The organism is Luteibacter sp. (assembly GCF_036499525.1).
In the GTDB taxonomy this organism is placed as follows: domain Bacteria; phylum Pseudomonadota; class Gammaproteobacteria; order Xanthomonadales; family Rhodanobacteraceae; genus Luteibacter.
Window position 1 is genome coordinate 1 of sequence record NZ_DASYDO010000072.1, and the last position, 22,795, is coordinate 22,795.

At 66.3% G+C, this 22,795-nt stretch carries 17 protein-coding genes; 10 read left to right on the forward strand and 7 right to left on the reverse strand.

Translation table 11 applies throughout. The annotated features are described in order from the left end of the window. Nucleotides 1-78: 78 nt before the first annotated feature. Both VGM71_RS15250 and VGM71_RS15255 read right to left on the reverse strand, forming a co-directional pair. Nucleotides 79-501: a DNA polymerase III subunit chi gene (locus VGM71_RS15250; protein ID WP_331546671.1), complete on the reverse strand. Its 423-nt coding sequence runs from the start codon at nt 499-501 to the stop codon at nt 79-81. Between the two features lie 10 nt (nt 502-511). Then, the gene (locus VGM71_RS15255; RefSeq protein ID WP_331546673.1) at nt 512-2,005 is read right to left on the reverse strand and encodes a leucyl aminopeptidase; all 1,494 of its coding nucleotides are present in this window, start codon (nt 2,003-2,005) and stop codon (nt 512-514) included. Nucleotides 2,006-2,102: 97 nt separating this feature from the next. On the opposite strand from VGM71_RS15255, the gene lptF reads away from it, so the two are divergent. The 3 genes from lptF (at nt 2,103) to VGM71_RS15270 (ending at nt 7,653) form a co-directional block, all read left to right on the forward strand. After that, a complete protein-coding gene (gene lptF, locus VGM71_RS15260; protein WP_331546675.1) occupies nt 2,103-3,206 on the forward strand; it encodes an LPS export ABC transporter permease LptF in 1,104 nt (367 codons plus the stop codon). Continuing rightward, nucleotides 3,206-4,303, forward strand: a complete 1,098-nt coding sequence (lptG, locus tag VGM71_RS15265) for an LPS export ABC transporter permease LptG (protein WP_331546676.1) — start codon at nt 3,206-3,208, stop codon at nt 4,301-4,303. The genes lptF and lptG overlap by 1 nt, the downstream gene beginning before the upstream one ends. A gap of 143 nt (nt 4,304-4,446) precedes the next feature. Then, nucleotides 4,447-7,653: a DEAD/DEAH box helicase gene (locus tag VGM71_RS15270; RefSeq protein ID WP_331546677.1), complete on the forward strand. Its 3,207-nt coding sequence runs from the start codon at nt 4,447-4,449 to the stop codon at nt 7,651-7,653. A gap of 59 nt (nt 7,654-7,712) precedes the next feature. Here the strand turns inward: VGM71_RS15270 and VGM71_RS15275 are convergent, their stop codons facing one another. Next, nucleotides 7,713-11,210, reverse strand: a complete 3,498-nt coding sequence (locus VGM71_RS15275) for a hybrid sensor histidine kinase/response regulator (RefSeq protein WP_331546679.1) — start codon at nt 11,208-11,210, stop codon at nt 7,713-7,715. A 112-nt stretch (nt 11,211-11,322) separates the two neighbouring features. Between VGM71_RS15275 and VGM71_RS15280 the strand changes: the two genes are divergently transcribed. The 5 genes from VGM71_RS15280 (at nt 11,323) to VGM71_RS15300 (ending at nt 15,984) form a co-directional block, all read left to right on the forward strand. Next, nucleotides 11,323-12,774: a GTPase gene (locus VGM71_RS15280; RefSeq protein WP_331546681.1), complete on the forward strand. Its 1,452-nt coding sequence runs from the start codon at nt 11,323-11,325 to the stop codon at nt 12,772-12,774. Nucleotides 12,775-12,878: 104 nt separating this feature from the next. After that, on the forward strand, nt 12,879-13,502 hold the full coding sequence (locus VGM71_RS15285; protein ID WP_331546683.1) for a YceI family protein: 624 nt from the start codon (nt 12,879-12,881) through the stop codon (nt 13,500-13,502). After that, a complete protein-coding gene (locus tag VGM71_RS15290; protein ID WP_331546685.1) occupies nt 13,486-14,070 on the forward strand; it encodes a cytochrome b in 585 nt (194 codons plus the stop codon). The genes VGM71_RS15285 and VGM71_RS15290 overlap by 17 nt, the downstream gene beginning before the upstream one ends. Further along, nucleotides 14,067-14,627, forward strand: coding sequence for a YceI family protein (locus VGM71_RS15295; protein ID WP_331546687.1), 561 nt, complete (start codon nt 14,067-14,069; stop codon nt 14,625-14,627). The genes VGM71_RS15290 and VGM71_RS15295 overlap by 4 nt, the downstream gene beginning before the upstream one ends. Before the next feature lie 70 nt (nt 14,628-14,697). Further along, the gene (locus tag VGM71_RS15300; protein WP_331546689.1) at nt 14,698-15,984 is read left to right on the forward strand and encodes a GTP-binding protein; all 1,287 of its coding nucleotides are present in this window, start codon (nt 14,698-14,700) and stop codon (nt 15,982-15,984) included. Between the two features lie 31 nt (nt 15,985-16,015). On the opposite strand, the gene VGM71_RS15305 is transcribed toward VGM71_RS15300, so the two are convergent. Beyond that, a complete protein-coding gene (locus VGM71_RS15305) occupies nt 16,016-16,240 on the reverse strand; it encodes a glutaredoxin family protein (protein WP_331546691.1) in 225 nt (74 codons plus the stop codon). A 78-nt stretch (nt 16,241-16,318) separates the two neighbouring features. On the opposite strand from VGM71_RS15305, the gene VGM71_RS15310 reads away from it, so the two are divergent. Then, nucleotides 16,319-17,701, forward strand: coding sequence for an L-serine ammonia-lyase (locus VGM71_RS15310; protein WP_331546693.1), 1,383 nt, complete (start codon nt 16,319-16,321; stop codon nt 17,699-17,701). A 109-nt stretch (nt 17,702-17,810) separates the two neighbouring features. On the opposite strand, the gene VGM71_RS15315 is transcribed toward VGM71_RS15310, so the two are convergent. Next, a complete protein-coding gene (locus tag VGM71_RS15315) occupies nt 17,811-18,191 on the reverse strand; it encodes a hypothetical protein (RefSeq protein WP_331546695.1) in 381 nt (126 codons plus the stop codon). 161 nt (nt 18,192-18,352) lie between these two features. Between VGM71_RS15315 and VGM71_RS15320 the strand changes: the two genes are divergently transcribed. Further along, nucleotides 18,353-20,023 carry an APC family permease gene (locus tag VGM71_RS15320; protein WP_331546697.1) on the forward strand — a complete coding sequence of 557 codons (1,671 nt, stop codon included), beginning with the start codon at nt 18,353-18,355 and terminating at the stop codon, nt 20,021-20,023. 411 nt (nt 20,024-20,434) lie between these two features. Here the strand turns inward: VGM71_RS15320 and VGM71_RS15325 are convergent, their stop codons facing one another. Continuing rightward, entirely contained in the window at nt 20,435-21,502 is a 1,068-nt protein-coding gene (locus VGM71_RS15325; RefSeq protein WP_331546699.1) for a homoserine dehydrogenase, read from the reverse strand. Continuing rightward, nucleotides 21,499-22,692 carry a cystathionine gamma-synthase gene (gene metB, locus VGM71_RS15330; RefSeq protein ID WP_331546701.1) on the reverse strand — a complete coding sequence of 398 codons (1,194 nt, stop codon included), beginning with the start codon at nt 22,690-22,692 and terminating at the stop codon, nt 21,499-21,501. Before metB ends, VGM71_RS15325 begins: the two co-directional genes overlap by 4 nt. Between the last annotated feature and the right edge of the window lie 103 nt (nt 22,693-22,795).

The window sequence follows — 22,795 nt, forward strand, 5'->3', positions numbered from 1 at the left end:
AGCGCGCCCTGCGCGCGACATCTTTTCGCGCCAGTTCTGGGGACAGACGCGAAAAGATGTCGCGCGCAGGGCGCGCTCCTACATGTCGTGCTTGTTAACCTCGAAGCCGGCCTGCTTGTACTGCGCCCAGCGGGCGCGTGAACCTTCGCGCTCCGCAGGGTCCGCGGCAACCACCTCAAGCACGCGCTCGAACTGGCCGGGTGCGCATGTATCGCGCAGGTTGATCACCAGGGGGCGGTCGTCCGTGTCGACGCCCGGCGGCACGACAAGGACGGCGCTGATCGCATCGTCGTCATCGCCGGCCATCTGATGAGGAATATAAGCATCTTCGTCGAAGTCCCAGAGCCTGGCCTCCACCGCCTCGGCCTGTTCGAAATCGCGCGTGAGGATCAGCGTGGGCTGCTGCGCGCCAACCGCGCGCCTGGCTAGTTCGCACACCAGCAGTAGCGGATCCTCGCGGAAGCGCGGCTTGTCGATCAGGTAGAAATCGGCGCGCGGCATCGGTACGGGATCAGCCGGCCGAGGCGACGCGGTCGAGCAGCCACTGGGTCAGCAGCGGCACCGGGCGTCCTGTGGCGAGACCCTTGCGGCCCTCTTCCCAGGCGGTGCCAGCGATGTCGAGGTGCGCCCAACGACGGCCCTCCGTGAAGCGGGCGAGGAAGCAGCCCGCCGTGATGGCGCCGGCGTACTTGCCGCCGATGTTGGCGATGTCGGCGAAGCCGGAATCGAGCTGGCTCTGGTATTCGTCCCACAGCGGCAGGCGCCAGGCGCGGTCGAGGGTCGATTCGCCGGCGGCGAGCAATTCGGCGGATAGCGCCTCGTCCTTGGTCATCAGGCCGCTCGCGTGCTTGCCCAACGCGACGACACAGGCGCCGGTGAGCGTCGCGGCGTCGATGATGGTGTGCGGATCGAAGCGCTTGCCCGTGTAGGTGAGCGCATCGCAGAGGATCAGGCGGCCCTCGGCGTCGGTGTTGAGCACCTCGATGGTGATACCCGAGAGGCTGGTGAGGACGTCTCCGGGACGATAGGCCGCGCCGTCCGGCATGTTCTCGACAGCCGGCACCACGCAGACGAGGTTCACCGGCAGGCGGAGCTTGACGGCGGCCACGAAGGCGCCGAGCACACCAGCCGCGCCGCACATGTCGAACTTCATCTCCTCCATGCCCGGGCCGGGCTTGAGGCTGACGCCGCCGGTGTCGAAGGTGATGCCCTTACCGACGAAGGCATAGGGACGCTCGCCCTCTTTGCCACCGTTCCACTGCAGGATGACGAGGCGCGGGGCGTTCGCCGAGCCGCGGGCCACGGCGAGCAGTGAACCGAAGCCCTCGCGCTCCATGTCTGCGCGATCGAGCGCCTCGAAGGTGACGCCTTCATGGGTATCGGCGAAGGCGCGGGCCTGGTCGGCGATGTAATCGGGGTTGCAGATGTTCGGCGGCAGGTTGCCCAGTTCGCGTGCATAGCGGACGCCCTCGGCAATGGCGCGCGCCTCGTCGAGGCCGGCCTCGCCCTCGGCAGGACCGACCAGGGTGACCGAAGCCAATTCGGGCTGGGCCTTGTCGCGCGGCTTCACCGTGGCGGTGTAGCGATAGGAAACGTGGTCGGTGGCCAGGGCAGCGACGCGCAGGCGCCAGGCGGCATCGCGGCCCGGCACGTCGACCTCGGGCAACCAGCTGACTGCCTCAGCGACCGGGAGGCGGCCCATGGCGCGGGCGGCCTCGGTCGTGACGCGCTGGTAGCGTGCGGCGTCGAAGGTCTTCTGGGCGCCCAGGCCCACGATCAGCACACGGGCCGCTGCCACGCCAGCCGGCTGCAGCAGGGTGACGACGTTCCCGACCTTCCCTGTCACGTCACCCGCTTCGACCAGGCGCTTGATGGCGCCATCGGCCGCGGTATCGATCCGCGCCGCGGCGCTGGTCAGGACACCGTTCTCGTAGACGCCGACCACGGCCACGGGGGTGGCGGTCGTTTCGGGAGCGTTGGAACCAAGGCTGAACTGAACCGTCATAGCTAACTGTCCTGCGAAAGCCCGCCGGGGCCCGGACAGGCTAGACTTGTGGTTTGCCGGCAGGGACTGACGCGGCACGAACCGCCAATTCTATCAAATGCTCAGCATTCTCGACCGTTATTTCCTGCGCGAGCTGGCCTACGGGGTTCTCGCGACGGCCATCGTGCTGCTGGTGATCTTCGCCGGCGGCGCGTTCGCGACCGTCCTGCAGAAAGTCGCCAACGGCAGTATCCAGCCGAGCGTGATGTTCGAGGTGCTGGGCCTGCAAATGGTGGACCTGCTCTCGACCCTCCTGCCCATGTCGGCCTTCCTGGGCACCCTGATCGCCTTGGGACGCATGTACCGCGAGAGCGAGATGCACGTGCTGGCTTCCTCAGGCATGGGCCCCCGCGGCATGCTGCGGCCGGTCACCCTGCTTGCCGCGACGGCCACCATCGTGGTCGGCCTGGTTTCCCTGTGGCTGGGGCCCCTCTCGTCGCGCACCGCCGACCAGGTGATCGCCGTCGCCAACAAGTCCGTGATCGCCGCCGGCCTCGACGCCGGACGCTTCACCGAACTGCCCGGCAAGGGCGGCATCATTTTCGTGGACACCTTGAGCCGCGACGGCACCGTGCTGGGCAAGACCTTCCTCGCCACCGACCGCACCGATAGCGACGGCAAGCCCCAGGTTCGCGTCGTGAACGCGAAGAACGGCCGGATGTACCAGGAAAGCGACGGGCAAAACCGGTTCCTGGCCCTCTTCGACGGCTGGCAGTTCGAAATTCCGCTGGCTGCCGACAACTGGCGGCGCATGAAGTACGAGCGCAACGACATCTCGCTGTCCAACATCTCGGACGACGACACCGATACCGACACCGCCCACGAGTCGTCCACCAGCGACCTGTTCAAGGCCGGCACGAAGGAAAGCCTCGGTGAACTCGTGTCCCGCTTCGCGGCTCCCGTGAGCACGCTGGTGCTGATGATGATGGTGCTGCCGATGTCCCGGCAGGCGCCTCGCGATGCGCGCTACGGACGCCTTCTCATTGCCGTGCTGGCCTACTTCCTCTACGTCGTGTGGCAGCTGATCGCGCGTGCGCAGATCCTCAAGGGCAACTTGCATACGTCGGTACCCGTGTGGCTGCTGCACATCATCGTGTTCGGCGTGGCGGCGTGGTACTTCTGGCGGCAGAACACGGCCCGGCGCGTGAAGGGGGTCCGTTGATGGCCACGCTGACCGTCAAGCGCGCCGATCGGCTGATCGCCTTCAGCGTCCTGGGCACCCTGCTCCTCGTGTGGCTGGTGCTCACCGGCTTCGACGCCCTCACCCAATTCGTTCGCCAGCTCGGCAACATTGGCAAGAACGGCTTCACGCTGTACGACGCCATTGCCTACATCATGCTCACGGTGCCGCGGCGCCTGTACCAGATGTTCAGCAATGCGGCACTCATCGGTGGCCTGCTGGGCCTGGGAGGCCTGGCCGCCACCGGCGAACTCACCGCGCTGCGAGCCGCCGGCATGTCCAAGCTGCGCATCGCCCTGTCCGCGGCAGGCGTGGTAGCCGTGCTCACCCTCGCCGTGGTCGTCATGGGCGAAACGGTGGCGCCGTATGGCGACCAGCACGCGCAGGCCATCCAGGTGCGCATGCGCTCGAGCAACCTTGGTTCCACCAGCAGCGGCTTGTGGGCCCGCGACGGCGGCAAGATCATCAACGCCAAGTCGGCCATCGCCACGCAGGACGGCGACCGCGCCACGGTGAAGCTGGTGGATGTGCGCGTCTACGACTTCACGCAGGACGGCCAGGTAAAGACGTTCTCGCACGGCGACAGCGCGGTCCATGACGGCAACCACTGGGTGATGACCAACGTACGCACCACGTCGCTCGATGCGACAGGCACACATGCCACGCACGAAGACACCCAGACCTGGGCTTCGAAGCTCAACCCGCACGTGCTCGAGCAGTCCGTGATCCACCCCGAATACCTGTCGATGAGCGACCTGCGCCGCAACATGCGCTACCTCGAGGCCAACGGACAGAATCCCGGCGCCTACGCGGTCGCCTTCTGGGGCCGTGCGCTGTTCGCGGTGAACACGCTGGTGCTGGTGCTTTGCGCCATGCCCTTCGCCTTCGGCTCGCTGCGCTCCGGCGGTCTCGGCAAACGCCTCTTCATCGGCATCATCCTCGCCATCGGCTGGTACTTCCTGCAGGGAGCGATGGTGAATTTCGGCACGGTGTATGGAATGCCGCCGTTGCTGGCCAACCTGTTGCCTACGTCGCTGCTGATCGCAGGGGCGTTGGCTTACTTCAGGCGATTCGGTTAAACAGACCTGCAACGATGCCCCCCATATCGTATGACAGCGCACAGATTACACGCTGGCTTGGCGCCCATACCGTCGCCAAGGGGCACGGGTACATCTCTGCCGTGCGGGATGTGTGCTGGCGGGGCACCACGCTTACCGGCAGGGTGAAGGGCACCGCGTACTATCCCTATGAGATGGAAGTGCGCTTCTACGATTCGATCGATGGTCTATGGATCGAGAGCGCATGCACGTGCCCCGTCGGCCACGACTGTAAACATGCCGCGGCACTGCTCCTCGCTGCGTTGGAAAAGCCATCGGCGACTCCTCCCCGCGCCATCACTGGCGTTCGGCCCGACCTCAACGCCTGGATCGAGGCGTTTCGTGAGCGGCGCGCGGCAATGGCAGCCCACCCGAACGCGCCGGCGACGAAACCAAAGCACGGGCTCGCTTACGTCCTGTTATCGGTGGACTATCAGCAATGTCACGAGATCCTGATCTATAAGGCAGACTTGAACAGGGATGGCTCATACGGCGCGCGCGCCGTAAGTTGGAACAACGTGGAGGCCGCCCGCGAGAAAACGCCAAAGTTCATCACTTCCGACGACCTGGCATTGCTGCGCGATTTATCGTGGGAGCGTTCCCGGCAGGATTTCGAGGGCTTTCCCCTGCGCGGCCCCAATGGCGCCGCCATCCTGTCCAGACTGGTGGCGACTGGCCGCTTCTTTGTCGAGCAAACAGCCCAGCCTGGCATATCCATGCAGGTCGACCTGCGTGCGCTCGGATCGGCCATTGCGCCGGGCGCCGACCGATCGGGACACGTAGCGTGGCAATCGGAAGATGGTGAACACGTGCGGCCGGTCATTCGGACCGAGCCCGGTGCCAGCATGGTCATCGCGACAGAACCGCCGTGGTATGTGGACGCGCAGACTGGCGAAGCGGGCGTCGTGCTCATGACGGTGCCGCTGGACGCACTGCGGGACTATATGTCCATGCCACCGATTTCGCTGGCAGAGGCTCCGCTCGTGGCGGCAGTCATACGGGAAAGCGCACCGGGTATGCCCCTGCCGCCCGCGCACGATACGTCCGAGACACGCATCGTCGATACGGAACCGGTCCCCGTGCTGTCGCTCGATACCCGCCCATGGTTTGCTTTCAGCCCCGATGATCGAATCGGACTCACCTATGACCGGCGGTCACAGGAAATCGATTTCGCCGTCGTCTGCTTCGATTACGACGGCGTGATCATCGACGTGGAAAGCACCCAGTCATTGTTTCTCCTGCCCGGCGGGGAGGGGGTTCACATCCGGCGGCGCCCCGGTGCCGAGAAGGCGAGAATGCGCGAATTGAGCAAGGCGGGGCTAAAGACGACTCCCTCAGGTCGTGGATCACCACCGTTTCCCCATGGAATGTTTGGATTACCCGAATCCGAGGCGTGGAACGTTTTCATGAGTGAAGCGCTTCCCACATTGCGTGACCGCGGGTGGCGCGTCGTCATGTCGACGGAATTTCGCTTCAATGTGCTTGACATCGATTCCATCGATGGGATCGCACAACGTGCGAACGACGGTTGGTTCGACCTGGAGATGGGCATCACGGTAAATGGCCGCGCAGTGCGCCTTGAGCCACTGCTGATGGATCTGTTCCGGCGCGACCGGCGCTGGACAGGCGGGCAGATGGAGCTCATTGCGGATGACGAAGCCATCGAGCTCAAGACCGATCAAGGCGAGCGTCTACGATTGCGGTCGGATCGGCTCAAGCCGGTAGTTCGCATACTGGTCGATCTGTTCGATAGTGGTGGAGAAGGCTCTCTACGCATTTCCAGACTGGACGCCGTTCGCCTTGAAGCACTGAGCAGCACGGGTCGCTGGCAGTTCCACGGCGACGCCTCGGTCCGCGAACTCGCGCAAAGCCTTCTGGCAGGCCCCGGCCTGTCTGACGCGTGCGTACCGCGCCAGTTGCAAGCCGAACTGCGTCCTTACCAGAAGCAGGGACTGAACTGGATGCAATTCCTGCGCGAGCACAACTTGTCGGGAGTACTCGCCGACGACATGGGTTTGGGCAAGACCGTGCAAACACTGGCTCACGTGCTGGCGGAGAAGGAAGCAGGTCGCCTCCAGCAGCCGGCCCTGATCGTCGTGCCCACCACGCTGGTCCACAACTGGTGCCAGGAAGCGGAGCGCTTCACGCCCTCCCTGAAAGTCCTCAACCTGAACGGCCCGGAGCGGCGGGATCGCTTCGACCGGATTAGCGAACACGATCTCATCCTGACGACCTACGCGTTGCTCTGGCGCGACCATGCCACCTTCGAGAGGCACGACTATCACCTGCTCATCCTCGACGAGGCCCACTATGTAAAGAACGCGACCACCAAGGCCGCGATAGCCATCCGCGAACTGCGCGCGGCCCATCGCCTGTGCCTTACCGGAACGCCACTGGAGAATCACCTCGGCGAGCTATGGTCCCAGTTCGACTTCCTGTTGCCGGGGTTCCTGGGCACCCAGAAGGATTTTACAAAGCGATGGCGCACGCCGATCGAAAAAGGAGGGGACACCGTGCGGCGCAACCTTCTTGCACGCCGCATTCGGCCGTTCATGCTGCGCCGGCGCAAGGACGAAGTGGCGACCGAACTGCCACCGAAGACGCTCATCGTGCGCACCGTAGAGCTCGAAGGCGCGCAACGCGACCTGTACGAGACCGTGCGTATGGCCATGCAGGAAAAGGTTCGGGCCGCCATTGCCGCTCAGGGGCTCTCGCGCAGCCACATCATCGTGCTGGAAGCACTGCTCAAGCTGCGGCAGGTCTGCTGCGACCCCCGGCTGGTCAAACTGGAGAAAACCAGGCGTATCAGGACCTCGGCCAAGCTCGACCTGCTCCTTGCCATGTTGCCTGAATTGATCGACGAAGGCCGCCGCGTGCTCGTGTTCTCGCAGTTCACCGGCATGCTCTCACTGATCTCGGAAGCGCTCGACAAGGCCGGCATTCGATATGCCACTCTCACAGGCGGAACCGTCGACCGCGCGACACCGGTGCGACGCTTCCAGCAGGGAGAAGTGCCTCTGTTCCTCATCAGCCTGAAGGCCGGAGGCGTCGGCCTGAACCTGACCGCGGCCGATACCGTCATCCATTACGATCCGTGGTGGAACCCCGCCGCAGAAAACCAGGCGACGGATCGCGCGCATCGGCTTGGCCAGGACAAGCCAGTATTCGTTTACAAGCTGATCGCGGCGGGAAGCATCGAAGAAAAAATCGTTGCCTTGCAGGAGAAGAAAGCAGCTTTGGCCAATAGCATCCTGTTGGACGCCGCCACCGGAACACCCGGATTTTCAGCCAGTGACCTCGATGCACTGTTTGAGCCTATTCCTCCCGCTTGAGGTGCCTGAAACGCACTGCCCGCCGGACCGGATGAAACCGCGGGTGGGAGAGGCGATGTTCAGCCCTCTACCATCGCACACACATTCTCCAACACCGCATCCAGGTCATCGCCCGTCATCGGCTTGCGTAGCAGCGCATCCATGCCCGCCTCCCTGATCGCCGCGACCTCGTCGCCTGCGGAGCGTGCCGTCACGGCGACGATCGGGATATCGCCCATGACGTCCATCCGGCGAACCATGCGTGCCACCTGGAAGCCGTCCACTACCGGCAGGTCGAGGTCCAGCAGCATGGCATCGAACGTGCCGCGCGAGAGTTCCATCATCGCGGCAAGACCGTCGCCCACCGCCGTCACCGTGTGGCCGCGTTCGCGCAGCAGGCCGGCGATCACGTCGCTGACCACCGTGTCGTCTTCCACGAGGAGCAACCGCTTGCCGGCAGTGGCAGACGCGAGCAACGGCACGCGTGTGCCGCTTTCGCCGCAGCGGCACGGCGGCAAGGGAAGACGCACGATGAAGGCCGCGCCCCGGCCCGGTTCGCTGCGTACGCGGATGCTTCCACCCATCAACCCGCAAAGTTCATGGCAGATCGCGAGGCCGAGACCGGAGCCCTGCGAACGCTGCGGCGAACCGCCTTGTTCGAAACGGGAGAACACGCGGGCGCAGAGCTCCCGGGACATGCCCGGTCCGGTGTCCGTCACAGTCATCACCAGCGATGCGCCGTCGCAGCCCACGTGCAGCGAGACGCCGCCGCATTCGGTGAATTTCACCGCGTTGTTCACGAGGTTCTGGAGGATCTGACCAAGACGGATCGAGTCGCCCACCACGCACACAGGCACATCGGCGTCGAAGGACGACGACAAACTCAGGCCCTTTTCCTTCGCGCCACCCGCGCCCAGGGCGATGACTTCGCCGGCCACGGTGCGAAGCGAAACGCACTCGGATTCGAGTACGAGCCGGCGTGCCTCGATACGCGTGAGGTCGAGCGCGTCGTTCACGAGTCGCAGCAACGTCGTGCCTGAACGTCGCACTGCCTCCACGTAGGCGCGCTGGGTGTCGTCCAGCGACGTGCTTGCCATCAGCTCGGCCATGCCCAGCACGCCCGTCATCGGCGTACGGATCTCGTGGCCAAGGGTGGCCATGAAGTCCGTTTTCGCGGCATTGGCTTCCTCGGCGAGGCGCCTCTGCTGTTCCGCGAGTTTCAGGCGCATGGCCTGGCGCACGCGGCGGCGCGTGTTCACGACGACAGCGGTAGCCAGGGCGGCGGCGAGCAACGCGTAGGTGAACCACGCCCACCAGCGCCACCAGGGTGGCGCGTCGACCACGATGGTAAGTGGATGCGTCAACGTGCCGCTGACGTCGTCGCGCCCCGACCCGGTGATCGAAAGCCGATAGTCGCCAGCCGCGAGCGGTGCGAAGTTGCGCTGCCCGTCCTTGCCCGTGCGCAGCTTCGTGGTTTCGCCGTCATGTTCGAGTGAGAAAACGAGATGGTTGCGGTCGGGGTTGACGTAGGAGAGTGCCCGCGCGCGCACGATCAACTCGCGATCGTTCCACCCGAGGCGCAGGCTATCCGCTTCGATAGGCAGCGACACACGGGCACCGCCTCGCGACACCGTGGCGCCAAGCACCACGATCGACGGCTTACGGGTATGGTCGCGCTGCCGGTCGGGGCGGAAACCCACGAGGCCGCCGAGCGTCGCGCCGTACATCGTGCCGTCGTCAAGCAGCACCGTGGTCGCATTCGTGAACTCGCCGCTGGCCAGGCCGTCGGCGACTCCAAATGGCCTGAATTTGTCCGTACCCGGATCGAACCGCCACACGCCGGTTTCGCCGTAAAGCCAGAGGCGCCCTGCCACGTCGCGGCGCACGTTGAGGATATCCGCCGAAGGAAAACCATGCACGCCCTTCACGCAGCGGTCGCGCTGTGCGATGCGTCCATCCCAGCGGTAGTGCTCCAGGCCATCCGGGCGGACGATCCAGAAACCGTCCTCGTCCGGCTCGAAGGCGTTGATACGACCGGGTGCGACACCCGCGATGAAGCGCATCTCGCCCGATGCGGGGTCCAATCGGGCAAGGCCGGCCAGACTCGCCTGCCATAATTCGTCGCCGACCACTTCGATCTGACGCGTGTCGGCCATGCCGCGCCGCGAGGCGGCGAAAGGGATCGCCTTGGCGTGGCTCAGGTTCGCGTCCACGGCGAACAGCCCCTTCCCCAAAGCCGCCACGTATACCGTGCCGTCGCGGCCTGGCGCCAGCATCGTCACCGGGTGGTCGATGACGCCCCGGAACAGTGCCCATGTATGCCCATCGCGACCGACCGCCAGGCCCTTGACCGTGCCGATCAGCAGTCCGCGTGGTATCTCCAGCAGGGACTGCACGCGGATCGTCTCGATGTCGAACCCGTCCGATGTTCGTCCGGTGGCGGGATCGAAGCCACGTATCCAGCCATGCATGCCGCCCACCCACAGCTTCGTGCTGCCCTGCGCGGCCACCGCCGTGACGGTGCGGCCGGGAAAGCTGAAAGGGTCCGTGGCCACATGGGCGAAGCGCGTGAAGTCCTCCCAGGCCGGGCCAAGGTAGCCGAGCCCCCCGTCGCTCAACGCGAACCAGAGGCCGTGTTCGCGATCCTCCAGCATGCCGCGCACGGTGCGCCCGGGCAGCCCGCCCTGGGCGGTCCAGGCGCCGCGTACGTGGTGCAGGCGGCCGTAGCGGTCAAGCATGGCGAGCCCATCGGATCCGGCAACCCACAGGGTGCCGTGGCTGTCTGCCAACGAGGCGTATACAGGCGATCCGGCCAACCGGCGATCACGATGCAGGAGACCGTCGGGTGCGAGACGGTAGAGGCCACGCTCGGTAGCGAAGCGCAGTTCCGCGGCATGCCCATCGATCCTGAGCACACGAGGATGGCTTCCATCCTCGAAAGGCACTCGTGAGAGGTTGCCCGCAGCATCGACGACGTCGACACCGGCATCGGTACCGATCCACACGCGGCCGTCGTCGGAAGCGTGCAGAGCCCGGATGGACGACGTCGAAGGACCATCGGGCCCCGGCGGAAGATCGCGCATGTCGCTGCCGTCGGTCTGCATGTGCATGAGGCCGCCACCGGTGCCCACCCAGATCGACCCGTCGCGCGCCTGTGCGAGCGCACGCACGTCGTCGTCCACGAGGCCGTCGCGCCACTGGACGAAGGTGTTGGTGGCGGGGTCGTAGCGACCCAGGCCAAAATCCGCACCCCCGATCCATACCCGGTCGACGGTATCCACCAGCAAGGCGGAGACGCCGCCCGCGGGAAAGGGATTCGCGCGGTCGGACCCGCCGCCCGGGCTGATGAACTGGACGCCGTCGAAACGGGAAAGCCCCACCGAGGTCCCGACCCAGATGAAACCCTGGCTGTCCTGGGCCACGGCCTGGACCTTGCTGCTGGGCAGGCCTTCGAGCAGGCCGTAACTACGGAACTGCGGCGTAGGAACCGGCGGCATCGTGGCGGCGGGTGCGGGATGCGCCATGATCGAGCCGATCACGGTCGCGAGGATCCATCTCGGGATGAGCGTGTAATGCATACGCGGATTCCTGGTGCGTTCCCGATCATGGCACGCAGGCATCGGCGGCAAAACGGTGGAATCCGATGTGGCTTGTAGGTATCCGCCGACGCGGTGCGTCTAGAATGCGGGCATGTCCTCTCGGCTTCGTCTCCTCCTGGCGGCGGTTGGTCTGCTCGCCCTGGTCTGGCTGCTGCTGGCCGCGCTGGACCGCGCACTGGCTCTGGCCCAGCGCTTCATGGGGTTACCGGCCGGCATGCGCTGGCTCGTGGGCGGTGTCCTGCTGCTCGTCGCGCTGGCAGGCATCAGCCTCGGCACCTGGTGGTTGCGCCCGCGCAAGCCGCGCGCACCCGTCGTCGCACCGGACCGCGCGTCGCTCGAGGCGCGCATCGAGCGACTGCGCGAAGTCGATACCGACGTTGAGGAACTTCGCAAAGAACTCGGCGAACTCGACCGTCGCCGCGACAGCGAACGCACGTATATCGCCGTGTTCGGCGAGATTTCCACCGGCAAGTCCACCCTCATCGCCGCCCTCGTGCCGGGAGCGGCGCCCGATCGGGATGCGCGTGGCGGGACCACGCGCGACGTCGTTACCTATGAGACCCCGGCATGGGGCGGCTCCTGGACCATCGCCGACGTACCCGGCTCGTCCGAAGCCGACGGCGAATCGCGCGAGCGCCTGGCACGCGAGGAAGCGTTGCGCGCCCACGCGGTGATCTATGTATGCGCGGGCGACCTCACCCGCACGCAGGGCGAAGAGCTGCGCTGGCTCGGCGATTTCGGGAAACCCTTGCTGCTGGCGGTGAACAAGGCGGACCAGTGGTCCCCCGACGAACTCGAGCGAATCCTCTCGCGCGTGCGCGAACAGGCAGGTGGCGTACCCGACGCCGTGCTCGCGATCAGCGCCGGGGGCGAGGAGCGCTTCACGCGCCAGCTGCCCGACGGAAGCACGGAAGATGTCACGCGCCGCCGGGCCGCCAACGTGCGGGCCCTGCTGGAAGCGCTGCACCGCCTGCTGGCGCCGGGCGCCGCCGGGTTGGAAGCGCAGCGCGAGAACGCCGTGCTCGCCGGGCTGCATCAACGCACCGGCGAACGCGAGCACGCTTACCGGAGCGTGGAAGCGGAGCGCATCGTGCGCCGTTACGCGCGGCGTGCGATCGTCGGCGCCATGGCGGCGGTCGCGCCGGGCAGCGACCTGGTGATCCAGGGCGCGCTTGCCACGGGCATGGTGCGCGCGCTGGCGACGCTCTACGACGTGCGTGTCACCGATGTGGAGATCGACAACCTCCTGCGCCAGGTTCGCATGACCTTGCGCACCGGCACCTCCGTGGTACTCGCCGTGGCGGGCAATGCACTGAAAGCCTTTCCCGGCCTCGGCACCCTTGGCGGCGGTGTCTTGCACGCTTTTGCCTATGCACTGATCTTCGACAGCTTCGGCCGTGCCCTGGCCGCCACGCTGGCCGAGCGCCGGACGCTGGACCAGGCCGACGCCGGCGAACGCATGCGCGAACTGCTGGGCGACGCCGGCACTTCCCGGCTGCGCCATCTCGCCGAATTGACCGGCGAGGCGCTTCGGGATCGCTGAGCGAACGATGCGTTCGCGCTCCGCGGGCTGACAAGGCAGGCCTTGTCGCGCCACACTGTCGTCTATCGGCCGCCTTGCGGCCTCCGTGCGACAGGCCATCACGCATGCGTCACGCCCACCTCCTGCTTACGTTCCTGCTTGCGCTCGCGCCGGCGCTGGCGAACGCGGAAGCCGTCACCTACCGGATGGATCCCGTGCATAGCCAGGTCGTTTTCAACGTCGACCACAATGGCTTCTCCCGCTCGTTCGGTCGCCTGAGGATCGTGGAAGGCACCGTGGTCTTCGATCGCGACGACTGGTCGAAGTCCTCCGTGCAGGCCACTGTCGACCTCACCTCCGTCGACATGGGCAACGCCGATTGGAACAAGGCCGTACGGGGTTCCAACCTGCTGAGCAGCGATCGTGCCGGCACCGCGCGCTACGTCAGCGATTCGGTGGAGAAACGAGGCGACGACGAAGGCGTGGCGCATGGAAAACTCACCTTGCGCGGCATCACGCTTCCACTGGATATCCCCTTCCAGGTGAACCGCGTCGGCAAGACGATCTACGGGCTGCATACCGTGGCGGGATTTTCCGCCCACGTATCGCTCGACCGCACGGCTTACGGCATGACCGCCAACCGCAACTCGATCGGTACCGACGTGGCGGTATGGCTCGAGGTCGAGGCCATCCGTGGCGGAGAACCCGGCCGCAACAACAAGGAAACTTCCGATGCCCCTGCGCAGTGAACCTACCCGCTGGAGCACCGTCGCCAAGACCTTCCACTGGACGATGGCGCTGCTGATCCTCGGCAACGGCGCGTTCGCCTTGTGGATGGACGGCCTGAAGCCGTCACTGCACAAGATCAACATGTTCGCGCTGCACAAGTCGGTCGGGCTTACCGTGCTGGCGCTGTTCTTCCTGCGCCTGGCATGGCGCGCGTTCGACCGCCGCCCGCCTGACGAACCTGCACCGGCGTGGCAACGTGTGGCCGCGCATACCGTGCACGGTTTCCTGTACCTGCTGATCGTGTGTATTCCGCTCAGCGGCTGGGCGTTCAATTCCGCCCATGGCTTTCCGCTGCAGTACTTCAAGCTGTTCAACCTGCCCGCGCTGGTCGACAAGAACGACGATCTCTCGCACGTTCTCGGTACCGTGCACGTGTACCTGTTCTGGTTCCTGCTCCTCGTGCTGCTCGCCCATGTGGGCGGCGCCATCAAGCACCACGTCGTCGACCGCGACGACACCCTCCGTCGCATGCTGCCCTTCGGCCGCGCGAAGCGGAGCACCCCCACCCCTCCCGGAGAAACCCCATGAACCCGACGATCCGCCGCCTGTCCGTCCTCGGCCTCGCGCTGGCTTTGCCCCTGGCTGCTTCCGCCGCGGATTACAAGGTTGGCCCCGGCAGCACGCTCGGCTTCAGCGGGAAGTTCCAGGGCCAGCAGTTCGACGGCACGTTCGGCAAATTCGATGCGGCGATCACCTACGATCCGGCCGACCTGGCCAAGGCGAAGTTCGACGTGACGGTTGACGTCGCGACGGCGAAGACCGGCGACGGCGATCGCGACAACGCGCTGCCGACCGCCGACTTCTTCGACGCCTCGAAATTCCCGAAGGCGCATTACGTCACCACCGGCTTCAGCAAGGATGTCCAGGGCAACGTCGTCGCAGACGGCAACCTCACCTTGCACGGCGTGACCAAGCCGGTGGTGCTCAAGGTCGTCTTCAATCCCGCCGCCGGCGGCGCGCGCCTGTCGGTCACGGGCACGCTCAAGCGCCTCGACTTCGGCGTGGGCAGCGGCGACTACAAGGACACCTCGACCATCGCCGACCCCGTTCTGGTCAACGGCACACTGAACCTGCTGCCGAAATAAGCAACGCATGGGGCCCTGGCGCGAACGTCTGTGTGGACTCGCCCGTCGCTTTCATCGCGGTGGCGATGTCGTGCGCGCACCCGATGAACGCGGCGGCCCTGTCGCGGCCAGCCTGCGCGACCTGCTGGCCGATCCTTCGATTCCCGCCGACGTGCGCGAGTCGATGTCCGCGGACTTCAAGCGCGTCGAGCACATGCTCGACCGGCTGGAGAACGAGGAGCTGCACGTGGCTGTCTTCGGCCGTGTGTCCGCCGGCAAGTCGGCGCTCGGCAATGCCCTGCTCGGCCGCGATGCCTTCACCGTCGGTGTCCTCCATGGCACCACCACGGAGGCCGATGCCGCGCGGCTGGAAGAGGCATCCACTGCGGGGCTCGTGCTCATCGACACGCCCGGGATCAACGAACTCGGCGGAGAGGCGCGGGAGAAACTCGCCTTCGACGTAGCGGAAGTCAGCGACCTCGTCGTTTTCGTCGCCGACGGCGACCTGACGCGCGAGGAGCGCGATGCGTTGCGCATGCTCGCCGCGACGCGCCGGCCACTGCTGCTGGTGCTGAACAAGGCGGACCGCTACGGCGACGACGAGCGCGAAGGGCTGCTCGCGCGGCTGCGCGAACATTCGGCCGGACTGGTCGGCGCCGAGGACGTCATCGCCGTCGCGGCGCGACCCTCGCCACGCGACGTCGTCGAAGTGGACGCCACGGGGCACGAACACCGGACCCCCGAGCCCCGGCCTGCCGACGTGTCGGCACTGCGGGCACGCCTGCTTGCGATCGCTGATCGCGAAGGCAAGACGCTATCGGCGATCAATGCTGGACTGTTCGCCGGCCGGCTCACCGACCAGGTGAGCGAACGCATCGCGGCCACGCGGCGCGAAGTCGCCAGTGGCGTCATTCGCCAGTACTGCATCGCCAAGGCCGTGGCCGTGGCGCTCAATCCCGTACCCGTTGCCGACCTGCTTCTGGCGGGCGGGCTGGACGCCGCGATGGTCATTCAACTCGGCCGCGTGTACGGCCTGCCGCTCACGCGCGGCGAGTCGGGCCGACTCGTCGCCGTCATTACCACGCAGCTGGCTGCCTTGATGGGTGCGGTGTGGGGCGTGCAGTTAGTGGCTTCGGCACTGAAGGGTCTCAGTGGAGGCCTGTCCGTCGTCGTCACCGCCGCGGCGCAGGGTGCCCTGGGCTGGTACGCCACGGTGCTGATCGGGCGCGCGGCGGAGCATTACCTGGTTTGCGGGAAATCCTGGGGCGAGCACGGCGCCAAGCGTGCGGTGGCCGGCATCGTGGCGAGCCTGGACCGCGACTCCATCCTGCGCGAGGCACGCGACGAGATCCTGCGGCGACTGAAAACCACCCGCTGACCCTGGATGTAGGAGCGCGCAGGGCGTGCTCCTACGGGACGAACCGGCGCACGGCCTCCCGGTCGAACGGCCAATCCAGCTCCGCCCCATCGCTCCGCCGCAGCACCGGCACACGCGCGCCGTAGCGCGCCTCCAGCGACTCGTCGTCGTCGATCCATACCGAGTCGAAATCCGGGAACTTCGCCTCCGCCAGCAGGGCCAGGGCCTGGTCGCAGAGGTGGCAGTCGTCGCGCTGGAAGAGGATGAATAGGGACATTCTTCGGATGTATGGGGTCGCAGGGCGCGGAGGCGTAGAATAACTGGTCACCTCCTATCGCAAACGTCCTCTCCAGCCATGGCAGTCAGCGTCTTCGACCTCTTCAAGATCGGCATCGGTCCGTCCTCGTCGCACACGGTGGGGCCGATGCGCGCCGGCGCACGCTTCGCCGAGCACTGGCTGGAGGAGAAAGGCGTGCTGGAGCGGGTGGCGCGCGTGCGTTGCGAACTGTTCGGCTCGCTGGCCATGACTGGTCGTGGCCACGGTACCGACAAGGCCGTCCTGCTCGGCTTCGAGGGCGAATGGCCCGATCGCGTGGATCCGGACACCATCCCCGCCATGCTGGAGCGCATCCGCTCCAGCAAGCGCATCCGCATACTCGGCCGCCATGAGATCCCCTTCGACGAGAAGGGCGACCTCGTCTTCAACAAGCGACAGAAGCTTCCGTTCCACACGAACGGCATGCGCTTTTCGGCGTACGACGCGGAAGGCAACGAACTGGCCACGCGCGACTACTACTCGGTGGGCGGCGGTTTCGTCGTAAATCCCGACGAGGCGGCGGAAGACCGCATCGTCGCCGACACCAGCGAGCAGCCGTATGCGTTCTCCACCGGCAACCAGCTGATGTCGCTGTGCAAGGAGCACGGCCTCACCATCGCGCAGCTGATGATGCGCAACGAAGGCATCTGGCGGCCGGAATCCGAAACGCGGTCCGGCCTGCTGAATATCTGGAAGGCCATGCAGGACTGCGTGGCCCGCGGCCTGCGCTCGCCGGGGGTGCTGCCCGGCGGGCTGAAGGTCAACCGCCGCGCGCCCGCGATGGCTGCCGAACTGCGCGCCCAGCCCGAGGCTGCGCTGCGCGATCCGCTCACCATCCTGGACTGGGTGAACCTATACGCCCTGGCCGTGAACGAAGAAAACGCGGCGGGCGGCAGCGTCGTCACCGCGCCGACCAATGGCGCCGCGGGCATCGTCCCGGCCGTGCTGCACTATTACCGGCATTTCTGCCCGGGCGCCTCGGAAGACGGCGTCATCGAGTTCCTGCTCACCGCCGGCGCCATCGGCATCCTTTATAAGGAGAACGCCTCGATCTCAGGTGCCGAGGTCGGCTGCCAGGGCGAGGTGGGCGTGGCCTGCTCGATGGCCGCGGGCGGCCTCGCCGCCACGCTGGGCGGCACCGTCACCCAGGTGGAAAATGCCGCGGAGATCGGCATGGAGCACAACCTCGGCCTTACCTGCGACCCCATCGGCGGCCTGGTGCAGATTCCCTGCATCGAGCGCAACGCCATGGGTGCGGTGAAGGCGATCAACGCCAGCCGCATGGCGCTGAAGAGCGACGGCAAGCACCACGTGTCGCTGGACAAGGTGATCGCCACCATGCGCGACACCGGCCGCGATATGAAGGACAAGTACAAAGAGACCTCGCGCGGCGGCCTCGCCGTCAATGTCATCGAGTGCTGATCGACCGGCGGCCACGGTAGGAGCGCGCCCTGCGCGCGACAGATTTTCGCGAGGAGCAACAGGACCTGCTGCCCTCGGCCCCAAAAGATGTCGAGCGCAGGGCGCGCTCCTACCGGGCGGGGCATATGCGCGGCAGCCGGTCCACCGTCTCCACGCGCACCGGTTCGTCCTCGCCCCACCAGTTGGCGACGGCCGAGTAGCACACCCGCAATTTCCCACGACGGGTGTCGAAGCGCTGCTTGCTCGTGTATGCGAAGCACGACACCGAGGCCAGGTGGCCGAGTTCGCGCATGGCGATGGCGCAACGCCGCACGGCTTCCACGGGGTCCTCGCCGGGGTAAAGGGTGAAGTAGAAACCCTTGGCGGTACGGTCGTATGACTCGGAATCGATCAGCCGGCCCTTGTCGCTCCATTGCTCTTCGGCTGCGGCGATGCCGCATACCGACAGGGCAAGGAACAACATGCCAATGGCGACCCACTTCGAACGCATCCGAACCCCTTCGTCCCTACCGCGTCGGCCAGTGTATATCGATGCGACGACCGTTGGGGATGGCAACCACTGGCTGACAGGGACGGCCGGGGCTGTCATCATCCGGCCCTTGTGCCGCCCCGGGGCAGGGTTCCCGCCTGTCCCGTTCGACCGGAGTCACCATGTCTCATAGCGCTATCCGCCGCGACGTCGGCGCCTTTGCCCTCATGCTTACCGGCCTGGGCTCGATCATCGGCTCAGGCTGGCTGTTCGGCGCCTGGCATGCTGCCCAGCTCGCCGGCCCCGGCGCGGTCTACGCCTGGATCATCGGTGCCGTCATCATCCTCTTCATCGCCCTTACGTACGCGGAACTGGGTGCGATGTTTCCCGAGTCCGGCGGCATGGTGCGCTACGGCCACTACTCACATGGCTCGCTGGTAGGCTTTATCGCTGGCTGGGCGAACTGGATCGCCATCGTCTCCGTGATCCCGGTCGAAGCCGAGGCTTCGGTCCAGTACATGGCCTCCTGGCCGTGGGAATGGGCGACCTGGACGAAGGGCCTGTACGTCGTCACCAATGGCCATGGCGAACTCACCCCGCCCGGCCTTGCCATCGCCGTGGTCCTGGTACTGATTTACTTCTTCCTCAATTTCTGGAGCGTGAAGATGTTCGCCAAGAGCAATACGGCGATCACGGTCTTCAAGCTCGTCGTGCCTGCCGCCACCGGCATCGCGCTGATCGCCACCAGCTACAACCCGGGCAACTTCGACATCGGCGCGCATGGTGGCACGCATGCGCTCGACATCTCGTCCATCCTCACGGCCGTCGCCATCTCGGGCATCGTCTTCAGCTTCAACGGCTTCCAGAGCCCGGTGAACCTCGCCGGCGAAGCGCACAACCCCGGCCGAAACGTGCCGCTCGCGGTCATCGGGTCGATCCTGCTGGCCACGGTGATTTACGTGCTGCTGCAGGTGGCTTTCATCGGCGCCGTGCCGCCCGACCAGCTCGGCAAGGGCTGGGCCGGCCTCGAGTACGCCTCTCCCTTCGCCCAGCTTGCCACCGCGCTGATGATCAACTGGATGGCCATCCTGCTCTACGCCGACGCCTTCGTCAGCCCGAGCGGCACAGGGGCCACCTATACGGCCACCACCGCGCGCATGATCTACGCGATGGAGCGTAACGGACACCTGCCGAAGATCTTCGGCCACATCCATCCGCGCTTCGGCATCCCGCGCCCGGCGATGTGGCTGAACCTCGTCGTCAGCTTCATCTTCCTGTTCTTCTTCCGCGGCTGGGGCACACTGGCGGCGGTGATTTCGGTTTCGACGATCATCTCCTACCTCACCGGCCCGGTGAGCGTCATGACCTTGCGCCGCACCGCGCCGGAGCTGAAGCGTCCGCTGCGCATCCCGGGCCTGCCGGTCCTCGCCGCCCTGGCCTTCATTTTCGCCACTGAACTGCTGTACTGGGCGAAGTGGCCGCTCACCGGCGAGATCATCCTGCTGATGGTCGTCGCGCTGCCGCTTTACTTCTACTACACGGCCAAGACGGGCTGGGACGAGTTCGGCAAGCACCTGAAGGGTGCGTGGTGGCTGATCGTCTACCTGCCGGTCATCGCGTTCGTTTCCTGGGCGGGCAGCAAGACCTTCGGCGGGCACGATTACATCCCGTACGGTTACGACCTCGCGCTGGTCGCGGTGCTGGGCGCGATCTTCTACTTCTGGGGCATCGCCACGGGCTGGCGCACGCCGATGGTGGAGGCCGCGCGCTTTCATCACGACGAACTGGCAACCGGCGAGCCGGACCTGCCGCCGAGCGCGGACGAGGCCGAGAAGATCACCGGCCATCGGTAAGAAAAAGAACCGCCCCTCGGGGCGTTTTTTTTGTGCGTTGCGGGCAGTGTTGCCGGCTCGGCTTCGCCATCGTGTTGCGCTTTGGCGGTGAGGCAAGGGGAGCCGGCCATGCATGTGTAGGAGCGCGACTTGCGCGCGACATGTGTTGAGGCCGTGACCTGGAGCTGGCGCGCCAACCTTAGGACTGGGGCGAGCAGCGGTCGTACCCGACGCGGGCATAAACGCGCAAGGCGCGCTCCTACAGCTGGTGCGAATGAGTGTTTTCGCATGCGTGACGCGTGAGTCGCCAGGGTCCTTCCCGCGCGGAAACGACACGCTGCATGCTCGATGGCGAAGCCGAGCCGGGCAGCCCCTCGCGGCGAAGCCGCTTGAACACGGGACCGCGCCAGCGGGCCAACCGAGGCCGACAGATCAAAGAGCCAGAATGTCGCCCAGCAGCGCCTGCGCAGTAATTTCGGGCCCCGCACCAGGCCCCTGTATCACCAGCGGCGTCGCGTGATAGCGCGTCGTGGTCAGGGCGAACTGGTTATCGGTGCCGCTCAGCCTTGCGGCCGGATGATCGGGGGCGACCTCGACCAGGCCGACGCGCGCGCGGCCACGTTGGTTGAGCCGGGCGAGATAGCGCAACACCTTGCCATGGGCCTTCGCCTGCGCATGGCGCTCGCGCAGCGGTTCGTCCAACGCTTCGAGCCGGTCGAGGAACGCAGCCGGGTCCACGTCGCGCAGCGCGGCCGGTACCAGGCTTTCCACTTCGACCTCGTCGCTGCCCAGGGCGAAGCCCGCATTGCGCGCGATGATCAGCAGCTTGCGCGCCACGTCCTCGCCGGAAAGATCGGAGCGCGGGTCGGGCTCGGTGAAGCCAAGACGCCTCGCGTCGCGCAACAGGGAGGAGAACGGGCGACTGCCGTCATATTGGTTGAATAGCCAGGACAGTGAACCGGAAAACACGCCTTCAAGGGTGAGCAGGCTGTCGCCGCAGTGGCGCAGGCGACGAAGCGTGGAAAGGACGGGCAGACCCGCGCCGACAGTAGCCGCATCGCCGTAGATCGTTCCGCCTGCCGTCGCCTTCTGCAAAGCGCGCCAGCCCGATAACTGCCCGCCAGCGAGCGCCTTGTTCGCCGTAACGACGTGGTAGCCGGCCGCCAGCCATTCCGGATGACGGCTGCCCTCGATCGCGCAGGCCGTTGCGTCAATCACCACCTTTCGCGTCGCTCCGCTTGCGTCCAATGCCGCCAGCAACGGCGCGTCGTCGCGGTCTTCCCTGCCCCGCGCCAGGCGCTCCACCACCTCGGCGGGAGACATGTCGTCGGGCAACACGTGCTGGCGCCTCGAGTTGGCGGCAGCGACGAGACGCACGGTCCGCGCTGCCGGCGTACCGAGCAGCGTCAGCAGCGCACGACCCACGACACCCGTACCGAGCAGCACGACGGCGGTGCGCGGCGCCACGTCAGCCAGCGGGGCGATGGCGACCGCGCTCATGCGCCGACCTTGCGTTTGGACGCCGCGGCGGCGACGGCAGCGGCGCGCGCCAGCCCCGCTTCGATGTCCTCTATGAGATCGTCGCCGTCCTCGATGCCCACCGAGAGGCGCAGCAGGTTGTCGGCGATACCGGCAACGCAGCGCGCCTCCGGCGCCATGGCCGCATGGGTCATGGTGGCCGGATGGGCGACGAGGCTTTCCACGCCACCCAGCGATTCCGCCAGCGAGAAATAGCGCAGCCCGTCGACGAAGGCCTCGATGGCGTCGGTGCCGCCGGCGATCTCGAAACTCAGCATGGCGCCGAAGCCGTATTGCTGGCGCTGGGCCAGCGCGTGCCCCGGATGCGAGGCCAGACCGGGGTAATAGACGCGCTCCACGGCATCGTGGCTGTCGAGCAACGTCGCGATGCGTCGCGCGTTCTCCTCATGCGCGCGCAGGCGCACGGACAGCGTACGCACGCCACGTAGCGTGAGGTAGCTGTCGAACGGAGAACCGGTGACACCGTTGCAGTTGCCCCACCATTTCAGCTGATCGGCGACCGCGGGATCGGCGGCGACCACGGCGCCACCGACCACATCGCTGTGGCCGTTGATGTACTTCGTGGTCGAATGCACCACGATGTCGGCGCCCAGCTTCAGCGGCTGCTGCAGCGCGGGCGAGAGGAAGGTGTTGTCGACGACCGTCAACGCACCGGCGGCATGCGCGGCTTGTGCGACGTGGCGTACATCGGTGATGCGCAGCAGCGGGTTCGACGGTGTTTCGACCCAGACCAGCGCAGGCTTCGCGGCAAGCCCCTCGGCCAGTGCGGACGGATCGGTGAAGTCGACGAAGCGCACCCGGAAGCGGCCCTTGCGCGCCCAGGCGTCCAGCAGGCGCCAGGTACCGCCGTAGCAATCGTGCGCCGCGAGCACCAGCGCACCCGCAGGAACCAGCTCGAGGGCCAGGGCCACTGCCGACATGCCGGTACCGGTCACGACCGCACCGGCACCCTCTTCCAGTTCGGCGAGCGCTTCGGCAAGCAGATCGCGTGTGGGGTTCCCACTGCGCGAATAGTCGTAGGGACGCTTGCGGCCGAAACCCTCGAACGTGTAATTCGTCGACAGGTGCAGCGGCGGGACCACCGCACCATGTTGCGTGTCGGATTCGATGCCGGCGCGCACGGCGCGGGTACAGGGACGGGAATCGGTCATGGCTTAGGGACACTCTGATGAATTATCGACAACGCCACCGAGCCTGTCTGTTCGCAGATCACAGGAGCGGCGGCGAAAGCAGACTGGCTGTCTGTTGAGCCGG

Bases quoted from the DNA above. Each gene is read 5' to 3' on its own strand.
- lptF (WP_331546675.1), top strand. From the start codon at position 2,103: ATGCTCAGCATTCTCGACCGTTATTTCCTGCGCGAGCTGGCCTACGGG.
- VGM71_RS15255 (WP_331546673.1), bottom strand. From the start codon at position 2,005: ATGACGGTTCAGTTCAGCCTTGGTTCCAACGCTCCCGAAACGACCGCC.
- metB (WP_331546701.1), bottom strand. From the start codon at position 22,692: ATGACCGATTCCCGTCCCTGTACCCGCGCCGTGCGCGCCGGCATCGAA.
- VGM71_RS15305 (WP_331546691.1), bottom strand. From the start codon at position 16,240: ATGTCCCTATTCATCCTCTTCCAGCGCGACGACTGCCACCTCTGCGAC.
- VGM71_RS15280 (WP_331546681.1), top strand. From the start codon at position 11,323: ATGTCCTCTCGGCTTCGTCTCCTCCTGGCGGCGGTTGGTCTGCTCGCC.
- VGM71_RS15285 (WP_331546683.1), top strand. From the start codon at position 12,879: ATGCGTCACGCCCACCTCCTGCTTACGTTCCTGCTTGCGCTCGCGCCG.
- VGM71_RS15315 (WP_331546695.1), bottom strand. From the start codon at position 18,191: ATGCGTTCGAAGTGGGTCGCCATTGGCATGTTGTTCCTTGCCCTGTCG.
- VGM71_RS15250 (WP_331546671.1), bottom strand. From the start codon at position 501: ATGCCGCGCGCCGATTTCTACCTGATCGACAAGCCGCGCTTCCGCGAG.
- VGM71_RS15275 (WP_331546679.1), bottom strand. From the start codon at position 11,210: ATGCATTACACGCTCATCCCGAGATGGATCCTCGCGACCGTGATCGGC.
- VGM71_RS15320 (WP_331546697.1), top strand. From the start codon at position 18,353: ATGTCTCATAGCGCTATCCGCCGCGACGTCGGCGCCTTTGCCCTCATG.
- VGM71_RS15290 (WP_331546685.1), top strand. From the start codon at position 13,486: ATGCCCCTGCGCAGTGAACCTACCCGCTGGAGCACCGTCGCCAAGACC.
- VGM71_RS15325 (WP_331546699.1), bottom strand. From the start codon at position 21,502: ATGAGCGCGGTCGCCATCGCCCCGCTGGCTGACGTGGCGCCGCGCACC.
- lptG (WP_331546676.1), top strand. From the start codon at position 3,206: ATGGCCACGCTGACCGTCAAGCGCGCCGATCGGCTGATCGCCTTCAGC.
- VGM71_RS15295 (WP_331546687.1), top strand. From the start codon at position 14,067: ATGAACCCGACGATCCGCCGCCTGTCCGTCCTCGGCCTCGCGCTGGCT.
- VGM71_RS15310 (WP_331546693.1), top strand. From the start codon at position 16,319: ATGGCAGTCAGCGTCTTCGACCTCTTCAAGATCGGCATCGGTCCGTCC.